Here is an 18,966-nt window from a genome sequence, read left to right as displayed (position 1 = left end):
CAATAAGTCAACTTGTTGTTTTCTTTTTATTCACTTTACCCGAAATTCATGGTCTATCACAGAGGTAATAATGCTTTATCTATCCGTTTTAAGGTGTTAGCAATCAGATGATGGTCACATTTATAGCCATTTTTAACGAGCTTATTTGAAAATTTGGTACAGGGGCATGGGATTGAAACTCGGAGTTTGGCTATAATGGGCTATTGACGGTTCTCCGAGCTTTTTGTCCTACGTCACTACAGATACGGACTGATTGCCGTGGTAATTTTGCCACCGGGGTGAGTAAAGAAATGCACTCACCTCCCACACTTGGAAAGGTTAACATGTCCCAGCTTCAAGACAGCTACGGTCGTAAATTTCACTATTTGCGGATGTCAGTGACTGACGTGTGCAATTTCAAATGCACTTATTGCCTTCCCGATGGGTATCGTCCCGACGGCAAGCCTAAATTTCTTTCTTTGAACGAAATTAGCAACCTCGTGGGCGCGTTTGGGGCTGTTGGCACTCAAAAAATTCGTATCACTGGCGGTGAGCCTTCACTGCGCAAAGATTTTACTGACATTATTCGAGTGGTTGCCGCTGAACCTAACATCAAGACAATTGCCACTACCACTAACGGTTATCGCCTCGAGCAGCATGCTCAAGAATGGTTTGATGCCGGCCTTAGACGCATTAATGTCTCGGTAGATAGCTTAGATCCGCGCATGTTTTATCAAATCACAGGCGAGAACAAATTTGATACTGTGATGCGTGGGATAGATGCCGCTTTAACTGCCGGTTTTGAGCGCGTTAAAGTCAATGCTGTATTGCTTAAAGATCTTAATGATAAAGATTTGCCCCGCTTTTTAGCTTGGATTAAGCACTCTCCTATCGACTTACGTTTTATCGAACTGATGGAAACGGGTTTAGGTCGCGATTACTTTCAAGCCCATCATTTAGCCGGTGCTGATATCAAACAGCATCTGCTCGCCAATGGTTGGCACTACGATATGCCTGCGCCAGATGATGGCCCAGCGCAAAACTTTAGTCATCCAGATTACCAAGGCCGCATTGGTCTTATCATGCCTTATGCGCAAAACTTCTGCGCAAGCTGTAACCGTTTGCGGGTATCGGCTATGGGTAAATTGCACCTTTGCCTATTTACTGAATCTGGGGTTGAACTGCGCGACTTATTGCAGACACCAGAGCAGCGCCCTGAACTGATTGAGCGCTTACAGCAGCAATTAGTGCAAAAGAAGCAAACCCATTTATTGCATGATGGCTTAACTGGCGTGACTCAGCATCTGGCTTCTATTGGCGGCTAATACTAGTACTCGTCGTTGACGAGGCTAGCGCGGCGTTATCACTATCAACACTCTGTAGTAACGCTTAGCTGCCATCACCGCAGTAATTTTGTGCCGCATTAATATTGTCAGCAATACTCATCTGCGGACTCACTTAGATTGAAAAAGGTATGTTTATGACCACAGGATTCACCCACATTAATGCCGATGGCAATGCCCATATGGTCGATGTTACTGATAAGCAAGTGACTGAGCGTGAAGCTCGCGCCGAAGCTTATATTGAAATGGCGCCAGAAACCTTAGCCATGATCATGAGTGGCAGCCACCATAAAGGTGATGTGTTTGCCACTGCGCGTATTGCCGGTATTCAGGCTGCTAAAAAGACTTCAGATCTTATCCCATTATGCCATCCATTAATGCTGACTAAGGTTGAAGTGGAATTGGAAGCTGAGCCTGCCCATAACCGCGTTAAGATCACAAGCTTATGCAAGTTATCCGGTAAAACTGGGGTTGAGATGGAAGCATTAACTGCAGCGGCTGTCGCGGCATTAACCATTTATGACATGTGTAAGGCGGTACAAAAAGATATGGTGATATCTCAAGTACGCTTATTAGAAAAACGTGGCGGCAAGTCTGGCCATTTCAAGGTGTAATCTCATGATTAATGTTTTATTTTTTGCCCAAGTGCGCGAGCTGTTAGGCGTAGCCTCAATCCAAGTGCCAAGTGAAGGCATCACCACTGCTGAGCAATTGCGAGCGCATTTAGCGGCGCAAGATGTCAAATGGGCTCAAGTGTTAGGTTCAGATAAATTGCTGGTTGCTGTTAATCAAACCATGAGTCAGTGGTCAAGCGCAGTGGCGGCCGGTGACGAAGTGGCCTTCTTCCCGCCAGTGACCGGAGGCTAAGTTATGATCCGAGTTCAACAGCAAGATTTTGATGTTGCCGCTGAATATGCCTTATTAGCCAATGATAATAGCGATGGCGCTGTGGTTAATTTCATTGGCAAGGTGCGCGATTTTAATGATGGCAGTGAAGTGAGCGATCTGACCTTAGAGCACTATCCTGGCATGACAGAGGCCGTGCTTAATCAGTTAGAGGCTGATGCAAGAGCGCGCTGGCCGCTTAATAAAGTCACCATCATTCACCGTGTTGGCACCATGGGGTTAGGTGAGCAAATTGTATTTATCGGGGTTACTAGTGCTCATCGCAAGGCCGCGTTTGCGGCTTGTGAGTTCTTGATTGATTTCCTTAAGACCAAAGCGCCTTTTTGGAAGTTAGAAGGCAAGGGCGACCAACAGCTGTGGGTTGAAGCTCGCGATAGCGACGAGCAAGCCGCGAGTATGTGGCAACAAAATTAGGATGATGTATGAATATTTGGGATCAAATGCGCCGAGGCTTGCGTGCTAGCTTAGTGTTAGTTGTTATGGGGTTATTAGCGCCGAGCGCTTGGGCGCAGCCACCTGCGATTGCTGCCGCTGCCAATATCAAGTTTGCGCTTGATGAAATAGCCGCTGAATTTCAGCAGCAAACAGGTCAGCAAGTGCGAATTTCTTATGGGTCATCGGGTAACTTTGTGGCGCAAATTCGTCACGGTGCTCCGTTTGAATTATTTCTGAGCGCCGATCACAAATATCTACAACAACTAAGCCAAGACGGCGTTGCTATTACGGCGCCGCAATTATACGCCAGCGGTAAGCTCGCCTTAGTGACGCCTAAAAATAGCCCAATAAGTTTAGACCCTGAGTTACAAGGGATTAAACAAGCGCTCGCTCAAGGTCAAATCAAGCGTTTTACTATCGCTAATCCTGAGCACGCTCCTTATGGCGAGCGCGCCCAAGAAGTGCTCGAGCATTATGGCTTATGGCAGCCGATGGAGTCGTTTCTCATCTTAGGTGAAAACGCCTCGCAAGCGGCGCAGTTTGCCATTAGTGGCTCCACCCAAGCTGGCATTGTCGCCTTGTCACTGGCCAAGGCGCCGCAATTTGCCGCTAAAGCCAATATTCTGGAATTACCCGAAAGCTATCATCAGCCACTCACTCAATACATGAGTTTGCTGCCTAATGCTGGCGATACCGCTAAGGCGTTTTATCAGTTTATCTTGTCCGATAAGGCGCAGACTATTTTCAAACATTATGGCTTTGCCGTGCCAGAGTCAGGAAAGCCTTAATCATGGATTGGACCGCCTTATGGCTATCGGTCAAGCTGGCCGCAGTCACAGTGCTGATATTGGTGCCGCTGGCGATAGGTGCAGGGCGCTTACTGGCGTATCGACATTTTAACGGTAAGTCAGCCGTTGAAGCCTTAATCATGGTGCCCTTAGTGCTGCCACCGACTGTTATCGGCTACTACTTGCTGGTGGGGCTAGGTAATCAGAGCTGGATAGGGCAATTGATTGAATCTTGGTTTGGTCAGGCGCTGGTATTTCATTTTTCTGGCCTAGTGGTCGCTTCCATCATAGTGAACATACCTTTTGCGGTGCAGCCCATTCAGCGGGCTTTTGAAAGTATTCCGCCGGAACTGCGCGACGCCGCATCTTGCTGTGGCATGAGCCGTTGGCGCACATTTTGGCGCATCGAATTACCGCTAATTTGGCCTGGGGTATTAACTGCGCTGGTACTGTGTTTTTCGCACGTTTTGGGTGAATTTGGCGTGGTCTTGATGATGGGCGGCAATATTGCTGGCGAAACCAAAACCATATCCATTGCCATTTATGACAGTGTGCAAGGCTTTGATTTTGATGCGGCCGGCATGATGTCGCTAGTACTACTGCTATTTGCCATTAGCGCCTTAATTATTACCACCAGTTTATCGCGACGCTTGGGAGCTCAATATAGTGAACGCCGCTGATTTGCATTGTGTTATTTCCCAAACCAGCCCCATTCCGCTGCAAGCTGAATTTAGCTGTAAAGCTGGCGAGATCTTAGCGGTTGTTGGCCCCTCTGGCGGCGGTAAAACTACCTTGCTGCGCATGATTGCCGGTCTTGGCGCCGCAGGTTCGAGCCAGATTTATCTTGGCGATACCCCGTGGAGTGATGCCAAGCTTGGGGTGCAATTAAGCCCGCAGCAGCGTCATATCGGCTATGTACCGCAGCATTTTGGCTTATTTCCCAATCTCACTGTGCTTGAGAATGTGATGTCTGGCCTTGATCATTTGCCTAAAGAAGGGCGCCGTCAGCGCGCTTTAGATTGGTTAGAGCGGGTCAACCTTGATGGTTTACCCGAGAGATTACCGAGCCAGTTATCGGGCGGCCAAAAGCAGCGTGTAGCGTTAGCGCGCGCCTTAGCCCGTGAGCCTAATATTTTACTGCTCGATGAGCCGTTTTCGGCGGTTGATAGAGAGACGCGTGAGCGCTTGTATTTAGAGTTAGCGCGGCTAAAGTCACAGCTCGCGTTACCTGTGATCATGGTAACGCACGACCTTAATGAAGCCTTATTGCTGGCCGATCACATGGTGCTCATTAGCCAAGGGCAAATGCTGCAGCAAGGGGCGCCGCGGGAAGTATTATCTCGGCCAAAAACTGCCATAGTTGCGCGGCAAATGGGACTGCGCAATATGTTTACATCGCAAGTCACCGTCATAGATAAAGGCAACAATCTTACTTGGTTAAGATTGGGTAATCAGCAGATAGCCTGTGAAGGCACGGCAGGGTTAGAGGTTGGGCAATCGGTATTATGGGTCATTCCTAATGCCGGCATTCGCTTTAACTCTATTAGTCAGGGGCGCTTGTGCCGCAGTTTTAACAAATTAACCGTCAAAATTACTAGCGTGTTGTTGATGGGCGAATCGGCGCGCCTTCAGGCCAGTATTCATGGGGTTGATGGTATTTTGAATGCTGAAATCCCGCTGCATTTACTCGAAAAGTTACAATTAGCGGTCAATGTTGAAACTGAGGTAGCATTAAAGTCGGATCAACTTCACATTCTTGGGGATGAAGTTGTTAAATGATCTAGAGTTAATCTGGTGTTCACCATCATTTGGTGCTCAATTAGTTATTATTTCAGCATAATTTAACTAATGATTTAAAGTTAATATCCACCCACATATGCAGTCCATCCTCTTAAGCTACACTCAGTGAAGTTTATCTAACGGAGGCTTCAAAAATGTTAAAGAAATTGAGTATCGCATTAGTGCTTGGCAGTTGTTTATCTTTGCCTGCAATGGCAGCGTATACTGGCCCAGGCACTACCGCTAAAGTGACGGATGCGAAAACTGCCGCGTCAGCTGATGATAAGGTTAATGTGGAAATCACAGGTTATCTTATTCAGGATCTCGGTGATGACAATTACTTGTTTGAAGATGAAACTGGTCAAGTACAAGTGGATATTGATGATAAATTGTTACGTGAACTTGACATTGACGCGACCACACCTGTGACTTTAGTGGGTGAAGTGGACAGCGATATTGGTAGTCAAGAAGTCGACGTTGAAACTATCACTTTGGTTCCTGTTAACAATACTAAAAGTGTTAAGTAGTTGATTCTTGATTTATATTTGCCATTGTTTAATGAGTTAAACCATGGCAAATAGCTTCTCCTCGTTGCCATTGTCGTTACTGCCTAGTGTTAAATTTTTCTATTCTTGGTGCAATTCAGATATTCTGGATTGAGACTATTTAGCTCGACAATCGGAGAGACCATGAAACCTTGGCTTTATGGCTTAGGCTTGCTATTACCCACATTGAGTTTAGGCGCGCTAGCCGATGCTAATTTATATAAGTCACTGAATCAGAGTGACGTGCGCGCACCATTAAATGTGATAGCTGAGGTCGCGCAATTATCCCCAGGGGTGGTGTCTGAGTTTGAGACCCGCCTTGAAGATAAGGGTTTGGTTTACCAGATTGAGCTAGTTGATACCAAAGATAAATCACACACAGAATTTGTTGTTAATGCCGAAACTGGCCAAGTGCTGCATAAATTCACCAGTAAACTACAAGCAAAAGATATGGCGGAATACCGAGCGGCCAATTCACTGGTTGCTAGCAACCATAAAATGAAGCAGTTACTCACTTCAGCCATAGGTAAAAATACTGGTAAGTTGATCTACATGAAGCTTGATAATGATCTTGGCATTAATTATCTCGAATTTACTATTTTAAATGGCAGTAAGGCGCAGACGCAGGCATTTGATATCGATCGAATGCAGCCAATCCCATTACTGACCCGGCACTGAGGAATTTGCATGAAAATATTATTAGTAGAAGATGATGCCACCACCCTAGATTACATAGTCAAAGGGTTTCAGGAGCAAGGTTACAATATCGAAACTGCGTCTGATGGCCATCAGGGGTTATTAATGGCAACCACAGGCCATTATGAACTTATTTTGTTAGACCGCATGTTGCCGCAACTTGACGGTCTGAAACTGTTAGCCGCGCTGCGTGCGACTGGCAGTCAAACTCCTGTGCTGATTTTGTCGGCACTAAGCCATGTAGATGAGCGCGTTAAAGGCCTGCGTGCCGGCGGCGATGATTACATGACTAAGCCATTTGCCTTCTCTGAGCTGTTAGTGCGCGCCGAAAAGTTGATGCAACGCGGTCAAACCATTCAAGTGATGACAGATTTGAAAGTCGGCCCATTAGAAATGGAATTGCTGACTCGCCAAGTGACCTTAGATGGCAATGAGTTGATGCTGCAACCAAAAGAGTTTCAGTTGCTTAAGTATCTGATGGAGCATGTTAATCAAGTGATTAGCCGCACCTTATTGTTTGAAGCAGTATGGGATTATCACTTCGATCCGCGCACCAATGTGATTGATGTACATATTGCTAAGCTGCGTCGTAAGTTTGAAGAATACGGCCATGGCGAGTTGATTGAAACTGTGCGTGGCGCCGGTTATCGCTTACGTCATCGCCATTAAGCTTGGTTGCGGCTTCGGCCGCTTCTTGTTTGAATCATCATTAAAAGATAACTGGGTGACATGAAAAATATCCGTCCTTACCACAGTAGTGTGTGGCGAATTACCATCATATTTACTTCGCTTGTGACGATCATTATTGGCACCTTGTTATTTTCGCTGTATCGCCAACTGGTGATAGAGCAGCAACATCAGTTGGAATTTCACCTCCAAAGTGAGTATCAGCGCTATCAAGAATTGGCTGATACTGTGAATCGCCAAAACTTTGCGATTCAAGTGAGTGCGCCCGATCCCAATGGCATTTTAGTGGCGTGGGAAGACGGTGATGTTACGCGCGGCGCTTTATCATTTTTGCCGGAACACTTACCTTTTCTGCCCGAAACCCGCGAGTTTCCTATCTTGACCTTAGGCCATGAAAAGCTGAATCTCTATCGCGGTGGTTTGCTTAATACGCGCTATGGCGATGTCTTGATTGCGAGCCGCACCGACCAGTTGGCGACCTTAATCAATAAGTTTTTAAATGCCGCCACTTGGGCTGTAATGTTTACGATTGTCGTAACCTTGGCCGCTGGCTATTTATTCTCTAAAGCCTTACTCATGCGCTTAGTGCAATACAATAAAATCAGCCAGAAAATCCAGCAAGGTCAGTATGATAAGCGCTTACCTATTAGCCGGCAGTGCGATGAAATTGATGTATTAGCTAATCAGTTTAATACTGTGCTCGATGCCTTTGAGCGCAACTTGTTGGCAGTGCGAGGGGTGACAGATAATATCGCCCACGACCTACGCACGCCGCTATCTCATATCCGCATAGGGATTGAGAAGTTAGCGACGACAGACACTAATAATATCGCGGAAGACAGCGCCATATTGCTGGAAGAATTAGATAACTGTTTAGCCACGTTCAATGCCATGTTATCTATCACCCGCATTGAAGAAGGCCAGCAGCAACTAGAATTGCAGCCATTAAACTTGCATGAGTTATGCGCCGATTTGCTCGATATGGCGCAAGCCGTGGCAGAAGATAGAGATCAAACCTTAAGTTTTATTGGCGGCGATGATTACAGCATTAAGGCTGATAAATACCTGCTATTTACTGCTTTATTTAACTTGGTCGATAATGCCATTAAATATGCTGGTGATGGCGCGCGCATTGAAATTATTCAGCAAGGCAATCTTATCCAAATTTGCGATAACGGCCCAGGCATTCCTGATGAAGCCAAAGATAAAGTGTTTGATCGCTTAGTGCGCTTAGACCCAAGTCGACATCATGCTGGCACTGGTCTTGGACTGTCGATGGTAAAAGCGATACTATCGCGCCACCATGCCATTATCGAACTCACTGACAACCATCCCGGCTTGATAGTAAGCATTCGATTTTAACGACTAAGACAGTTATGTATCAAATCGTGGCCAATGAGCCAGAGTTTGTGGTGATCAATAAAGCCGCAGGCGTACATTTTCACTCTCAAGACGGCCATGCTGGCGTTGCCGCGCAATTAGCCTTGGATTTGGGCATGGACTTATATCCAGTCCATCGGCTCGATACCATTACCTCAGGTTTATTGATTTTTGCTAAGACATTGCTGGCTGCGCAGCAATTTGGTGAGCTTTTTAGTCAGCATCAAGTGCAGAAATACTACCTAGCCATCGCCGGTAGCAAGCCAGTGAAAAAGCAGGGCAGTGTGATTGGTGATATGGCCAAATCGCGCCGCAGCCAATACAAGTTATTGCGCACCAAAGAAAACCCAGCAATTACCCAATTTTTCTCGCAATCTTTAGTCTCAGGTAAGCGGCTGTATTTGCTTAAGCCCTTAAGTGGCAAGACCCATCAATTGCGCGTGGCTTTAGCCTCATTAGCTGTGCCCATTTTAGGGGATAAGCTTTATGGCGGCGATGATAGTGACCGCGGTTACTTACACGCTTGGCAATTGCGCTTTTGTTTTAATGGCCGCGATTGTCAGTTTGCCGCGCTGCCCACAAGTGGCGAGTGGTTTAGCGAAGAAGTGCTAACTCCAGTGTTAACCCCATGGCAAGTGCCTGAGGCGTTAAGCTGGCCAAAGCATAAGTAGTTAAAAAAACCGCCTAATGGCGGTTTTTTAATGGAAGTTTGGTCATCAAACTTGGCAGTTAGTGCAAACCACATACTGGGCAATTGGGCTGCGCCAGTAATTTCATTTCTCTAAATTCCATGGTCATGGTATCTATCATTAACAGGCGGCCACTTAAGCTGCGACCTATGCCGGTAATCAGCTTAATGGTTTCAGTGGCTTGTAGGCAGCCCACTAGGCCAACCACAGGGGCTAATATGCCTGATTCCACACACGTTAATTGCTGCTCGCCAAACAACTGGCTAAAGCACTGATAGCATGGTGTATGGTCTTGATAGTCAAAGACTGTGATTAAGCCTTCCATGCGAATCGCGGCGGCTGACACCAACGGCACTTTATGACGATAGCAGCCGAGGTTTAATTGCTCGCGTACCGCCACATTATCGGTGCAATCCACCACTATGTCGTGCTCAGCTATCAGTTGCTGCATTTGCTCATCATCGAGAACGGCTTGCATTGTCACTATGCGCGTATAAGGATTGAGTTGCTCTAAGCTTTGCTTGGCAGAATCCACCTTGGCTTGGCCAATGTTGTGGTCTTGATGCAGCACTTGGCGTTGTAAGTTTGATAGCTCAACCGTATCAAAATCCACTAAGGTGAGCTCGCCAATGCCAGCAACCACTAAGTATTGGCTGGCCGTGCAGCCTAAACCGCCTGCGCCTATCATCAACACCTTGGCTTGCTTGATCTTTTCTTGGCCATCAAGATCAATCGATTTAATCGAAATTTGGCGGCTATACCTTAGCATTTCAGCATCGCTAAGGATTTCTTCAGAGTGCGACATAGGGATTAATCCAATAGGTAATTAAAAGGCTCAACTAACACTTCACTGCCCGCTGGCGTGTCCCCTTGCATTTGCTCAAGCACTATAAAGCAGTTGGCAAGGGTCATAGAGGTGAGCATGCCTGAGCCTTGGCTGCCAGTGGTGGCAACCTTGGCAACACCATCGGCGCTAGTGCTTAAAATACCGCGCTGATATTCAACTCGTCCCGCTTGCTTGCGAATCGCTTGTTGCAGCGTGGCCTTAATTCGCACTGGTGGCGTTTGTGGTAAGCCTTGTAATTTATTGAGAATAGGCACCACTATCTTGTAAAAAGTCACCATGGAAGACACAGGATTACCTGGCAGCCCGCAAAAAATCGCTTTGGCAATATGACCAAAGGCAAAAGGCTTGCCGGGTTTAATGGCGAGTTTCCAGAAAGTGATTTGGCCTTCTTCATCCAAAATTTGCTTAGTGTAATCGGCTTCCCCCACAGACACGCCGCCTGAGGTTAACACTAAATCTGCCTTGCTAGCCGCATTGATAAAGGCTTCGCGAATGGCTTCTGGATCATCTTTAATCACGCCCAAATCAATAACGTCAACACCGGCGCGGCTCAGTAAGCCTTGCAGAGAATAACGATTAGAATCATAAATTTGACCATGACCTAACTCACTACCCACAGGCATAAGCTCATCGCCAGTAGAGAAAAACGCCACGTTAAGGCGGCGCAGCACTTTAAGCTGAGCAATCCCTATGGTCGCGAGCACGCCCATTTCGGCGGGGCCTATGTGGCAGCCTTTATGTAAAACTTTAGTGCCTTGGCTGAGTTCTTCACCGCGCTGGCGCACGTTTTCGCCTAACTCCTTAACCGCCTCAAGTAGCACTTGGTCGCCATTGACTTGCGCGAGTTCTTGCATCTGCACACTATCGTAACCCGCAGGCACTGGCGCGCCAGTCATAATGCGGATACAAGTGCCGGGCTGATAATCGCCAAGGTAAGGGTGGCCTGCAAATGATTGCCCGATTAAGGTCAGAGCTTGGCCTGCCTGCCAGTCTTGATGGCGAAAGGCAAAGCCATCCATAGCGGAATTAGCAAATGGAGGCAAATCAATGGCAGAAACCAGATCTTCAGCCAGTACCCGACCTAAGGCCTGAGGCAGTAATACCACTTCGGTTGCAGTAATAGCATTGACTTGTTCCAGCAATAAAGGAATTGCGGCGTCAGGATGAAGCAAACCTGGTTGGCTACATGGGTCATGGCGGCTTGACATAGGAAGTTCTCTGGGCTGTAAAAATTGGCAATATTATGCCACGGTAGCCAAGGATGATCATGAATTGTGCGCAGATATCCGTGAAAAGTGTGCACTTAAACCAATCGTATTAATGGTTAGCGGCGAATAAGATTAATTATTATTTTAAATCAATATGTTAATTTTATCAGTGGTTGCAATTTGAGCTTAGGTTGGCACAATAACGCACAAGAATCTGTGTCGTTAAAGGGAAGTGTTATGTTAGCAAGTGCAATGATCGACAAGTTAAATGAGCAAATTAACATGGAATTTTATTCCTCTAATTTGTATTTACAGATGAGCGCCTGGTGCGAAGACAAGGGCTTTGAAGGCGCCGCCAAATTTATGCGCAGCCATGCTGATGAAGAAATGCAGCACATGCGCCGCTTGTTTACTTATGTGAGTGAAACTGGAGGCGTACCGTTAATTGGCGCCATTGCCGCTCCTGCCCATCACTACCAGTCGCTACTGCAATTAATGCAGCAAACTTTAGAGCATGAACAGTTAATTACCCGCAAGATTAACGAGTTAGCACATACGGCCTTTATGACCCAAGACTACTCCACCTTCCACTTTTTACAGTGGTATGTGGCCGAGCAGCACGAAGAAGAAAAGCTGTTTAAATCGATTGTCGATCGCATCATTTTAGTGGGTGAAGACGGCAAAGCCTTATTCTTCATTGATAAAGAGCTCGATGCAATGGCAACCCAAGCAAGCGCGAGCATCATGAGTCCAGCAGCGACTTAAGCTTAAATCCATAACAAAGAGCCTAAACTAGGCTCTTTGTTTATTTAAAGCCAACAATACCCAGTGTAAAATCCTTAACCTCGCATTCGCAGTAAGTGCGCCGTTACTATGCTTAGCCAAACTTTGCCATGTATTAGCTATTTAAGTATTTGCTTTAATCTATAAGCTTTTATGGAATAGGCCGTTATGGCTTGCACCAGTGCTATGGGCCAGTTGATAGCGCTAGTATGGCTAAGAGGTGCGAGTGAGAAAGTTAAAGCTTATTAATAGCATACGGATAGTTAAGGAAGAAATGCATGGGCGCTGAAACTCAGGCTCGAATGTGGTATTTATACATAGTGCAGTGCCATGCTGGTCAGCTTTACACTGGCATCACGCTCGATGTCGCGCGCAGGTTCAGTGAGCATCAAGCTAACTCCCCAAAAACGGCGCGCTTTCTGCGTGGTAAAGGGCCGCTGACCTTAGTTTATCAAGAAGTGGTCGGCAGCCATGGCGATGCGCTGCGCCGCGAAATCGCCGTTAAAAAGCTTAAACGTCAGCAAAAGTTAGCGTTAATTGATAGCGCCCTCAATTCTGCCGTCTCTTTAATCAGCCATGGTTAGCCGTCTCTGGTTGTCTCATTCGTTGCTTCATTGTCTTGTTACCATCACTGATGGCTGCATGTGGCGCAGCGTTTGCCCTTCATTAATGCTTTGATTTAAAAGCATCTAATCAAATGTCTGCGCCACTATTTGGCAGTTAGGCTATTTAGCTCGTAACACTGGGTACACTTGATAGTGGGCATCAGCATAAGGGCTGCGCTCATAAAACCAAGCAAGCCGCGCCTTAGGGTCGGCCGCAAACGCTTTATCTTGCAGCGCAGCATCAAATTCTTTTTGTAACTGCGGATTATCTTTGAGCATTTGCTGGGCTAATGGCTCGACGGCATAATCTTCCATATATTCAGTGCGAGTAAAAATCGGATTAAAGAGCCCCCATTGCAATAACGAATCTGGGGAGTCGGGTTCCAGCAGTAATATCGCTAAATCGCCAAGTGGCTGGCGAGTACTAATCTTCATTGTGCCTTTAGGCAGAGTCGCATTAATGTCATTTAAGCGACTGGTAGTGCTAACTCGTTGCCGGCCTTCATAATCTTTATCGCCAAATTGGCGACTAGTAAAAGTGTATTGCTGCAATTTGAGTTTGCTTTCACCCATGAGTGGGCTCATATCGATGCCATGAATTTGCAGTCTAGCTATGACTTCGGTCCACTGCGGCAACACATAATAGGCCGATGGTCGCCGAGTTTGTTTATCGCTGCGAGTATTACCGATGAGCTTAAGGTTCTCATAAAGCTTGGGCTCGCCCGTCCAGCGCACCACTTTATCACCGCTAATTGTGCTGGTTTCAACTCGATAATCTATGCCTTTAAAATCCCAACTCTGTGGCTGCGCTTCATCAATCCAACTTAAGGTCACTAAGCTTGGGTAACGGTTCTGATCTTTAGTGATGGCAGCTTTCAGTGAGGCTTGCTTAGCGGCTAAGGTCTGCAAACTTTGCTCTAACAGCACATAGGTGCCTAATACCCGCTGGCGATAAGGCTTTAAGCTGTGGTTTTCGACTAATACAGTAGGCAAATGGCGCGCATCACCATAACCATTTGAAAATCTAGGCTCTGGATTCCAGTGGCTCATGCCTTGGCTGATATCTCGGTTATCAATGGCAAAGACTAAGGGGCCTGGAATGTGGCCATGTTGGCTGAGGCTCATCTCCACCGCCGGGCGATATTCACTATCAAACCAAGTATTAATGCTTGGGCTTAAGCCTTGTTTGAGGTTATAGCCAAAGGTGATGTCATATTGATAGTCGATACCATCAGTGACATGCACATCTAAATATAACGACGGTTGCCACAGATGAATGGCTGGCAATAACGCCTGCATTTCAGCGCTGTCGCTCTTGGCGTAGTCGCGGTTTAAATTGAGATTTTGAGCCGTAGTGCGCCAACCGCTAATCTCAGGGCCGCGCTGATTAACGCGATTAAATTGCCCTTGGCGTTCATGGCCATCGACATTAAATATGGGAATAAATAGCAAATTGGCGTTATCGAGCAGGTGCGCCTTCGCGCCTGTGATTATGTCTCGAATTAACATCATGCCCGCATCTTTACCGTCAATTTCCCCTGAGTGAATGCCAGCTTGCACTAACAGGCTAGGTTTGCGATTGGACCTTAGGGCGGCGGCATTATCAGCGCCCTCCTTAGAGACTACATACATCCAGATATCGCGCCCCTGCGGGCTTTTACCTAAGCTCATCTTGTTAATTTGGGATGATTGCGCCATTAACTTATCTAAGTAAGCCATAGTCTGTTGATAGTTTGGGCTGGTTAACCCTTGGCTAAGCTCAAAGGCCGTGGCTAAGGGGTGCTGGGGTTGGAATAAGGATTCGCTACTGCCTTGCCAAGGCGTTGTTGGTGGTAATAATTCGTGGGTTTGACTTAAATGCGCAAAATCAGTGGCCGCAACACACGCGTTGGCAAAGAATAAGCTTACCGCCAAGGTGGACTTCATAACTAACCTAAACATGCTCTATCTCTGCACCTATAATTATTTGCAGCCATTCTGGCACATAAAAGCAAGGAGGGCATTAGCCCTCCTTGGGTGGTGTTAGCTGCTGAGCATAAAGCTTAACCCTTGGCAGCTGTCACTGGCTGAGATTAACTGACCTTGGGGCCTGCGCTGCGAATAGAATCAGGCACTTGGTATTTTTCAAAGTTAGCATTGAAATCTTGCGCTAACTTAGTGGCATATTGTTGATAGGCCGCCTTATCTTGCCAAGTATTGATAGGGTTAAGTAACTTGCTATCGACCCCAGGCACGGCCAGCGGAATATTAAGATTAAGAGTGGCTAAATGCTCAGTCGCCGCGCCCACTAGCTTACCTTGGACTATGGCATCAATCACAGCGCGGGTGGTTGGGATATCAAAACGCTTACCTATGCCATATGGGCCACCAGTCCAGCCAGTATTGACTAAGTACACTTGGCTGCCAAACGACTCAATGCGCTTCATCAGTAATTCAGCATACACGCCGGCAGGGCGTGGGAAGAATGGCGCGCCAAAACAAGTGGAGAAGGTTGATTCAATGGCCGCTGATGATCCCATTTCAGTTGAACCCACTTTGGCGGTATAGTCAGATAAGAAGTGATAAGCCGCTTGCTCTTTAGATAACAAGGACACGGGTGGCAATACCCCTGAGACATCGCAGGTTAAAAACACTACTGACTTAGGCTCGGCGCCGCGATTTTCTAATTGGCGTCTAGCAATATGCTCCAGCGGATAAGCGGCGCGGGTATTTTCAGTGAGGCTAATGTCAGTAAAATCAGGTACGCGCTTTGCGTCTAACACTACGTTTTCCAGTACGCAGCCAAAGCGAATGGCATCCCAAATCACCGGCTCGTTCTTCTGGCTTAAATCGACACACTTAGCGTAGCAACCGCCTTCAATGTTAAACACGCCGCCTTGAGCCCAGCCGTGTTCATCATCACCGATTAAGAAGCGACTAGGATCGGCAGACAGTGTGGTTTTGCCGGTACCAGATAATCCAAAGAATAAGGTGGTATCGCCAGCTTCACCTACGTTAGCCGAGCAGTGCATTGGCAGTACGCCTTTGGCTGGCAGTAAGTAGTTTTGCACTGAGAACATGGATTTTTTCATTTCACCGGCATATTGCAAACCCGCTAATAACACCTTGCGCTCAGCAAAGTTTAAAATCACACAGGCTTCAGAATTGGTGCCATGACGGCTAGGATCGCAGACAAAACCAGGCGCATTAAGGATTTGCCATTGCGGCTTATTGGCTTGATTAAAATGCTCGGGAACAATAAACAGGTTGCGCGCAAATAACAGATGCCAAGCATATTCTGTGGTGACTCGCACTGGCAGATAGTGCTCAGCATCGGCGCCGACTTCAAACTCAGACACAAAGGTGTCTTTATCACTGAGATAGGTTTCAACTTCTTGCCATAGCGCATGGAAAGCGCTGGCATCGAATGGGCGGTTTACTTTGCCCCAATCTATGTTGGCTTGGCTATCGGCATCCTTGACGATAAAGCGATCATTGGGGGAGCGACCGGTTCTTACACCTGTAGTCGCGACTAATGCGCCATTGGCTGTGAGTTGGCCTTCTCCCTTGGCAAGAGAAAGTTCGACAAGCTCGGCTATTCCAAGATTGGTATACACGCGGGGTACACATGCCGCCATGATAAGGTCTCCGTTATTGGCTAAGAGTGGTTCGGTCTGCGCCGAATTAATTTCAGTTTTGTAACTATTTTGTTTGTTTAGTGTAACTCGCTGTGGGTGTGAAGTGGGAGGGGCTGTTTGAAATAAATCCAAATAAAACCGCGATGTCAAAGGGTCTTACCAATTTTAGACATAAAAAAACACGCCAATCGAGGCGTGTTTTAGGATGGGGTTCTCGCTGTTATTGCACGTTGGGCGCACTGTGGTTGGAGTAAATACCCGCAACATCAATGGCATCAAATCGGTACTGGCTGTTGCAGTACTCGCAGCCCAGCTCCACATAACCTATGTCATTAACTATCTCGTTAATTTCACTTTGTTCTATGGTACGAATGGCATTGGCGCTGCGCTCGCGTGAACAAGTGCATTTAAAGCTGACAGCCACAGGATCAAACAAGCGTACTTGTTCTTGATGATATAAGCGGTGCAGTACTTCTTCGGCATCTAAATGCAGAATTTCATCGGCCTTAATCGTGGCAGTGAGCTGGCATAAATGCTCAAACATAGTATTTTCATCAGTCTCTGATGGCAATACTTGCAGCATAATGCCGGCGGCGTGGCTCGCGCTGGTAAATAACCAAATCGCGGTTGGCAGCTGCTCAGATTGCGCAAAGTACTCTTCTAAACACGCAGCTAAGTTCGGCTTATCTAAGGCCACTACGCCTTGATAGCGCTCACCGTGAGTCGGGGTTAAGGTGATAACCATGTAACCTTGACCAAATAATTGCTCTAAGCTGGCATCATCTGCAAGCTCGCCATCCCAGCGCGCTACGCCGCGTAATTCTTGCTGGTGATTGGCATTAACTACGGCCATAGAAACCGGGCCATTGCCTTGTAACTGTATGCCTATGTCACCTTCAAACTTAAGGGTGGCCGTTAATAGTGATGTGGCCGCCACTAATTCACCAATCAGTTGTTGCAGTACTTGTGGGTACTCGTGAGTCGACAAGATGTTTTGATAAGTATCTTGCAACTGTACCAGCTCGCCGCGTACATCCGCATTGTCAAACAAATAGCGGTATAAGGTATCTTGAGTCATTGGATCTCGCTTCTATACATCTCTAAAACGCTGCAATTGGCGGCGTTGTTTCTTGTCTGGTTTGGTATCTGGCGCAGGATTATGCAAGATATTTAAGCGTCTTGCTTCTGCGTTAGCTTTAGCCTTTACCTGGCTTTCAGCCGTTTCTTGATAAAGCTCACTGGCAAGGACGGCGCTTTTGCGGATCCCTGATAATTGAACTATTACGACTTCTTTGATATCAAAGCCTTGCCGTAATCTGATCAAGGCTCCAATCTCAGCATTCTTACTGGATTTGGGGCGCTGGCCGTTGTAATGTACTTTACCACTGTTAATCATCTCTTTGGCGAGCGCTCGAGTTTTATAAAAACGGGCGGCCCACAGCCATTTATCGAGTCTAACAGAGGAATCTTGCTCCGACATTCGTGCCTCCAAACAAGGCCTCTTGGTGCGGGTATTCTGGCAGATTACGGCGGGAATTTCATCATTTGAAATAGCATGTACACTAGTTCAAGGACTTACGACGGGTTTGCCAGTATACTGCCATAGCAAACGTCGCTGGCGCGAAAGTTATCATATTTACCCCAACGCGCCAACAGCCCCCATGTTAACTACTTGTTGCACGGGTAGGGCTCAGGTAGCATGGCATGCCATGCATCAATGTAATTGACAATAGAGGCCTAGCTAGGGTCCGGTGATAATGACACTACTCGAACGTTTATTGGGAAAATTAACTGCCTTACCTATCAGTAAGTTAAATCAGGCTTTGCTGTGGTTACTGCTGGCCGTTATTGCTTATATTAGTGCCCAGCTCAGTTGGAAGCTCATGCCAACCCAAGAGCAAGTCATCCTATGGCAACCTCAGCCAGTCAGCACGGCTAGCGCCCAATCTCAGCATGATATCAGTGCCTTGGAGCAGTTAAATTTATTTGGTCAACTCAATGCTAAGGCAGAAAAGCCCAAAGTCGTAGAAACCGCCAAGGTGATAGATGCGCCAAAAACCAATTTATCGATTCAGTTAACTGGCGTAGTGGCATCAACCGAGTTGCAAAATGGTTTAGCTGTCATTGAATCTCGGGGTAATCAAGATACCTACAGCATAGGCGACAAGATAGATGGTACTTCCGCCTCACTCAAAGAGGTCTATGCCGATAGGATCATCATTACCAATGGTGGTCGCTACGAAACCTTAATGCTTGATGGCTTAAGCTATACTCCAGCCAGCAATGCTAGTTTACCTGTTGCCACTAAACGGCAAACTCCGATTAAACAAGATAAAAGCAATGATGCCCAATTAGCTTCTGAGCTAAAAGCGACCCGTGATGACGTGCTCGCTAATCCCGGCAAAATCACCGACTACATTGCCATTTCTCCAGTGCGAAAAAATGATGAATTAATGGGATATCGCCTGAACCCTGGCAAAGATCCACAACTATTTACTAGCGCCGGTTTTCAAGGCAATGATTTAGCAAAAACAATCAATGGGTTTGACTTAACTGACATGACCCAATCAATCGAATTGATGGCCCAGCTACCTGAGTTGACCAATGTGTCTGTGATGGTTGAACGCCAAGGGCAACTGATCGAAATATCCTTTAGCCTGCCGCAATGACACACGTTTT

The 18,966-nt window shown here is 46.8% G+C and carries 20 protein-coding genes, 1 pseudogene and 1 riboswitch; of the genes and pseudogenes, 15 read left to right on the top strand and 6 right to left on the bottom strand.

The annotated features are described in order from the left end of the window. Nucleotides 1–200: 200 nt before the first annotated feature. Nucleotides 201–336, top strand: a riboswitch (molybdenum cofactor riboswitch). The 12 genes from moaA (at nucleotide 324) to FJQ87_RS00830 (ending at nucleotide 9,209) form a co-directional block, all read left to right on the top strand. Continuing rightward, nucleotides 324–1,304, top strand: a complete 981-nt coding sequence (gene moaA, locus FJQ87_RS00885) for a GTP 3',8-cyclase MoaA (RefSeq protein ID WP_140930087.1) — start codon at nucleotides 324–326, stop codon at nucleotides 1,302–1,304. It overlaps the preceding riboswitch by 13 nt. A 155-nt stretch (nucleotides 1,305–1,459) precedes the next feature. After that, nucleotides 1,460–1,936: a cyclic pyranopterin monophosphate synthase MoaC gene (gene moaC, locus FJQ87_RS00880; RefSeq protein WP_140930086.1), complete on the top strand. Its 477-nt coding sequence runs from the start codon at nucleotides 1,460–1,462 to the stop codon at nucleotides 1,934–1,936. Between the two features lie 4 nt (nucleotides 1,937–1,940). Beyond that, entirely contained in the window at nucleotides 1,941–2,189 is a 249-nt protein-coding gene (gene moaD, locus FJQ87_RS00875; RefSeq protein ID WP_140930085.1) for a molybdopterin synthase sulfur carrier subunit, read from the top strand. A 3-nt stretch (nucleotides 2,190–2,192) separates the two neighbouring features. Then, nucleotides 2,193–2,642: a molybdopterin synthase catalytic subunit MoaE gene (gene moaE, locus FJQ87_RS00870; RefSeq protein ID WP_140930084.1), complete on the top strand. Its 450-nt coding sequence runs from the start codon at nucleotides 2,193–2,195 to the stop codon at nucleotides 2,640–2,642. A gap of 65 nt (nucleotides 2,643–2,707) precedes the next feature. Beyond that, nucleotides 2,708–3,451 (top strand): molybdate ABC transporter substrate-binding protein, encoded by a 744-nt coding sequence (gene modA, locus FJQ87_RS00865; protein ID WP_240778888.1) that lies wholly within the window; start codon nucleotides 2,708–2,710, stop codon nucleotides 3,449–3,451. 2 nt (nucleotides 3,452–3,453) lie between these two features. Beyond that, complete coding sequence (gene modB / locus FJQ87_RS00860) at nucleotides 3,454–4,131, top strand: molybdate ABC transporter permease subunit (RefSeq protein WP_140930082.1); 678 nt, start codon at nucleotides 3,454–3,456, stop codon at nucleotides 4,129–4,131. Then, entirely contained in the window at nucleotides 4,115–5,230 is a 1,116-nt protein-coding gene (locus tag FJQ87_RS00855; protein WP_140930081.1) for an ABC transporter ATP-binding protein, read from the top strand. Before modB ends, FJQ87_RS00855 begins: the two co-directional genes overlap by 17 nt. 155 nt (nucleotides 5,231–5,385) lie before the next feature. Then, on the top strand, nucleotides 5,386–5,757 hold the full coding sequence (locus FJQ87_RS00850) for a NirD/YgiW/YdeI family stress tolerance protein (RefSeq protein ID WP_140930080.1): 372 nt from the start codon (nucleotides 5,386–5,388) through the stop codon (nucleotides 5,755–5,757). Between the two features lie 162 nt (nucleotides 5,758–5,919). Then, nucleotides 5,920–6,453, top strand: a complete 534-nt coding sequence (locus FJQ87_RS00845) for a PepSY domain-containing protein (RefSeq protein ID WP_140930079.1) — start codon at nucleotides 5,920–5,922, stop codon at nucleotides 6,451–6,453. A gap of 9 nt (nucleotides 6,454–6,462) precedes the next feature. Then, the gene (locus FJQ87_RS00840; protein ID WP_140930078.1) at nucleotides 6,463–7,140 is read left to right on the top strand and encodes a response regulator transcription factor; all 678 of its coding nucleotides are present in this window, start codon (nucleotides 6,463–6,465) and stop codon (nucleotides 7,138–7,140) included. 123 nt (nucleotides 7,141–7,263) lie between these two features. After that, entirely contained in the window at nucleotides 7,264–8,520 is a 1,257-nt protein-coding gene (locus tag FJQ87_RS00835) for a HAMP domain-containing sensor histidine kinase (protein WP_140933922.1), read from the top strand. Nucleotides 8,521–8,534: 14 nt separating this feature from the next. Next, nucleotides 8,535–9,209: a TIGR01621 family pseudouridine synthase gene (locus FJQ87_RS00830; RefSeq protein WP_140930077.1), complete on the top strand. Its 675-nt coding sequence runs from the start codon at nucleotides 8,535–8,537 to the stop codon at nucleotides 9,207–9,209. 58 nt (nucleotides 9,210–9,267) lie between these two features. Here the strand turns inward: FJQ87_RS00830 and moeB are convergent, their stop codons facing one another. Next, nucleotides 9,268–10,032 (bottom strand): molybdopterin-synthase adenylyltransferase MoeB, encoded by a 765-nt coding sequence (moeB, locus tag FJQ87_RS00825; RefSeq protein ID WP_140930076.1) that lies wholly within the window; start codon nucleotides 10,030–10,032, stop codon nucleotides 9,268–9,270. A 5-nt stretch (nucleotides 10,033–10,037) separates the two neighbouring features. Next, nucleotides 10,038–11,282 (bottom strand): molybdopterin molybdotransferase MoeA, encoded by a 1,245-nt coding sequence (gene moeA, locus FJQ87_RS00820; protein ID WP_140930075.1) that lies wholly within the window; start codon nucleotides 11,280–11,282, stop codon nucleotides 10,038–10,040. 237 nt (nucleotides 11,283–11,519) lie between these two features. Between moeA and ftnA the strand changes: the two genes are divergently transcribed. Continuing rightward, the gene (ftnA, locus tag FJQ87_RS00815) at nucleotides 11,520–12,047 is read left to right on the top strand and encodes a non-heme ferritin (protein WP_140930074.1); all 528 of its coding nucleotides are present in this window, start codon (nucleotides 11,520–11,522) and stop codon (nucleotides 12,045–12,047) included. Between the two features lie 320 nt (nucleotides 12,048–12,367). Next, nucleotides 12,368–12,649: pseudogene (locus tag FJQ87_RS00810) on the top strand (GIY-YIG nuclease family protein); the annotation flags it as partial. Nucleotides 12,650–12,790: 141 nt separating this feature from the next. Here the strand turns inward: FJQ87_RS00810 and FJQ87_RS00805 are convergent. The 4 genes from FJQ87_RS00805 to hslR all read right to left on the bottom strand — a co-directional run bounded on the left by FJQ87_RS00805 (nucleotide 12,791) and on the right by hslR (nucleotide 17,767). Next, nucleotides 12,791–14,611 carry a M14 family metallopeptidase gene (locus FJQ87_RS00805; protein WP_140930072.1) on the bottom strand — a complete coding sequence of 607 codons (1,821 nt, stop codon included), beginning with the start codon at nucleotides 14,609–14,611 and terminating at the stop codon, nucleotides 12,791–12,793. Nucleotides 14,612–14,742: 131 nt separating this feature from the next. After that, nucleotides 14,743–16,287, bottom strand: a complete 1,545-nt coding sequence (locus FJQ87_RS00800; RefSeq protein WP_140930071.1) for a phosphoenolpyruvate carboxykinase — start codon at nucleotides 16,285–16,287, stop codon at nucleotides 14,743–14,745. Between the two features lie 220 nt (nucleotides 16,288–16,507). Continuing rightward, a complete protein-coding gene (hslO, locus tag FJQ87_RS00795) occupies nucleotides 16,508–17,365 on the bottom strand; it encodes an Hsp33 family molecular chaperone HslO (protein WP_140930070.1) in 858 nt (285 codons plus the stop codon). A 12-nt stretch (nucleotides 17,366–17,377) separates the two neighbouring features. After that, entirely contained in the window at nucleotides 17,378–17,767 is a 390-nt protein-coding gene (hslR, locus tag FJQ87_RS00790; RefSeq protein WP_140930069.1) for a ribosome-associated heat shock protein Hsp15, read from the bottom strand. Between the two features lie 277 nt (nucleotides 17,768–18,044). On the opposite strand from hslR, the gene gspC reads away from it, so the two are divergent. Continuing rightward, complete coding sequence (gspC, locus tag FJQ87_RS00785) at nucleotides 18,045–18,956, top strand: type II secretion system protein GspC (RefSeq protein WP_140930068.1); 912 nt, start codon at nucleotides 18,045–18,047, stop codon at nucleotides 18,954–18,956. The last annotated feature ends 10 nt before the right edge of the window (nucleotides 18,957–18,966 follow it).

The sequence above is a fragment of the Shewanella sp. SNU WT4 genome (genome assembly GCF_006494715.1).
Taxonomy (GTDB): Bacteria; Pseudomonadota; Gammaproteobacteria; order Enterobacterales; family Shewanellaceae; genus Shewanella.
Note: the sequence above shows the minus strand (reverse complement) of the source record. Positions and strands in the feature narration are given on the sequence as shown.

Coding starts and splice junctions, on each gene's coding strand:
- FJQ87_RS00830 (WP_140930077.1), top strand. CDS start 8,535: ATGTATCAAATCGTGGCCAATGAGCCAGAGTTTGTGGTGATCAATAAA.
- hslO (WP_140930070.1), bottom strand. CDS start 17,365: ATGACTCAAGATACCTTATACCGCTATTTGTTTGACAATGCGGATGTA.
- modA (WP_240778888.1), top strand. CDS start 2,708: ATGGGGTTATTAGCGCCGAGCGCTTGGGCGCAGCCACCTGCGATTGCT.
- moeB (WP_140930076.1), bottom strand. CDS start 10,032: ATGTCGCACTCTGAAGAAATCCTTAGCGATGCTGAAATGCTAAGGTAT.
- moaA (WP_140930087.1), top strand. CDS start 324: ATGTCCCAGCTTCAAGACAGCTACGGTCGTAAATTTCACTATTTGCGG.
- FJQ87_RS00850 (WP_140930080.1), top strand. CDS start 5,386: ATGTTAAAGAAATTGAGTATCGCATTAGTGCTTGGCAGTTGTTTATCT.
- modB (WP_140930082.1), top strand. CDS start 3,454: ATGGATTGGACCGCCTTATGGCTATCGGTCAAGCTGGCCGCAGTCACA.
- moaE (WP_140930084.1), top strand. CDS start 2,193: ATGATCCGAGTTCAACAGCAAGATTTTGATGTTGCCGCTGAATATGCC.
- FJQ87_RS00805 (WP_140930072.1), bottom strand. CDS start 14,611: ATGTTTAGGTTAGTTATGAAGTCCACCTTGGCGGTAAGCTTATTCTTT.
- FJQ87_RS00840 (WP_140930078.1), top strand. CDS start 6,463: ATGAAAATATTATTAGTAGAAGATGATGCCACCACCCTAGATTACATA.
- moaC (WP_140930086.1), top strand. CDS start 1,460: ATGACCACAGGATTCACCCACATTAATGCCGATGGCAATGCCCATATG.
- FJQ87_RS00845 (WP_140930079.1), top strand. CDS start 5,920: ATGAAACCTTGGCTTTATGGCTTAGGCTTGCTATTACCCACATTGAGT.
- FJQ87_RS00800 (WP_140930071.1), bottom strand. CDS start 16,287: ATGGCGGCATGTGTACCCCGCGTGTATACCAATCTTGGAATAGCCGAG.
- ftnA (WP_140930074.1), top strand. CDS start 11,520: ATGTTAGCAAGTGCAATGATCGACAAGTTAAATGAGCAAATTAACATG.
- moeA (WP_140930075.1), bottom strand. CDS start 11,282: ATGTCAAGCCGCCATGACCCATGTAGCCAACCAGGTTTGCTTCATCCT.
- moaD (WP_140930085.1), top strand. CDS start 1,941: ATGATTAATGTTTTATTTTTTGCCCAAGTGCGCGAGCTGTTAGGCGTA.
- gspC (WP_140930068.1), top strand. CDS start 18,045: ATGACACTACTCGAACGTTTATTGGGAAAATTAACTGCCTTACCTATC.
- hslR (WP_140930069.1), bottom strand. CDS start 17,767: ATGTCGGAGCAAGATTCCTCTGTTAGACTCGATAAATGGCTGTGGGCC.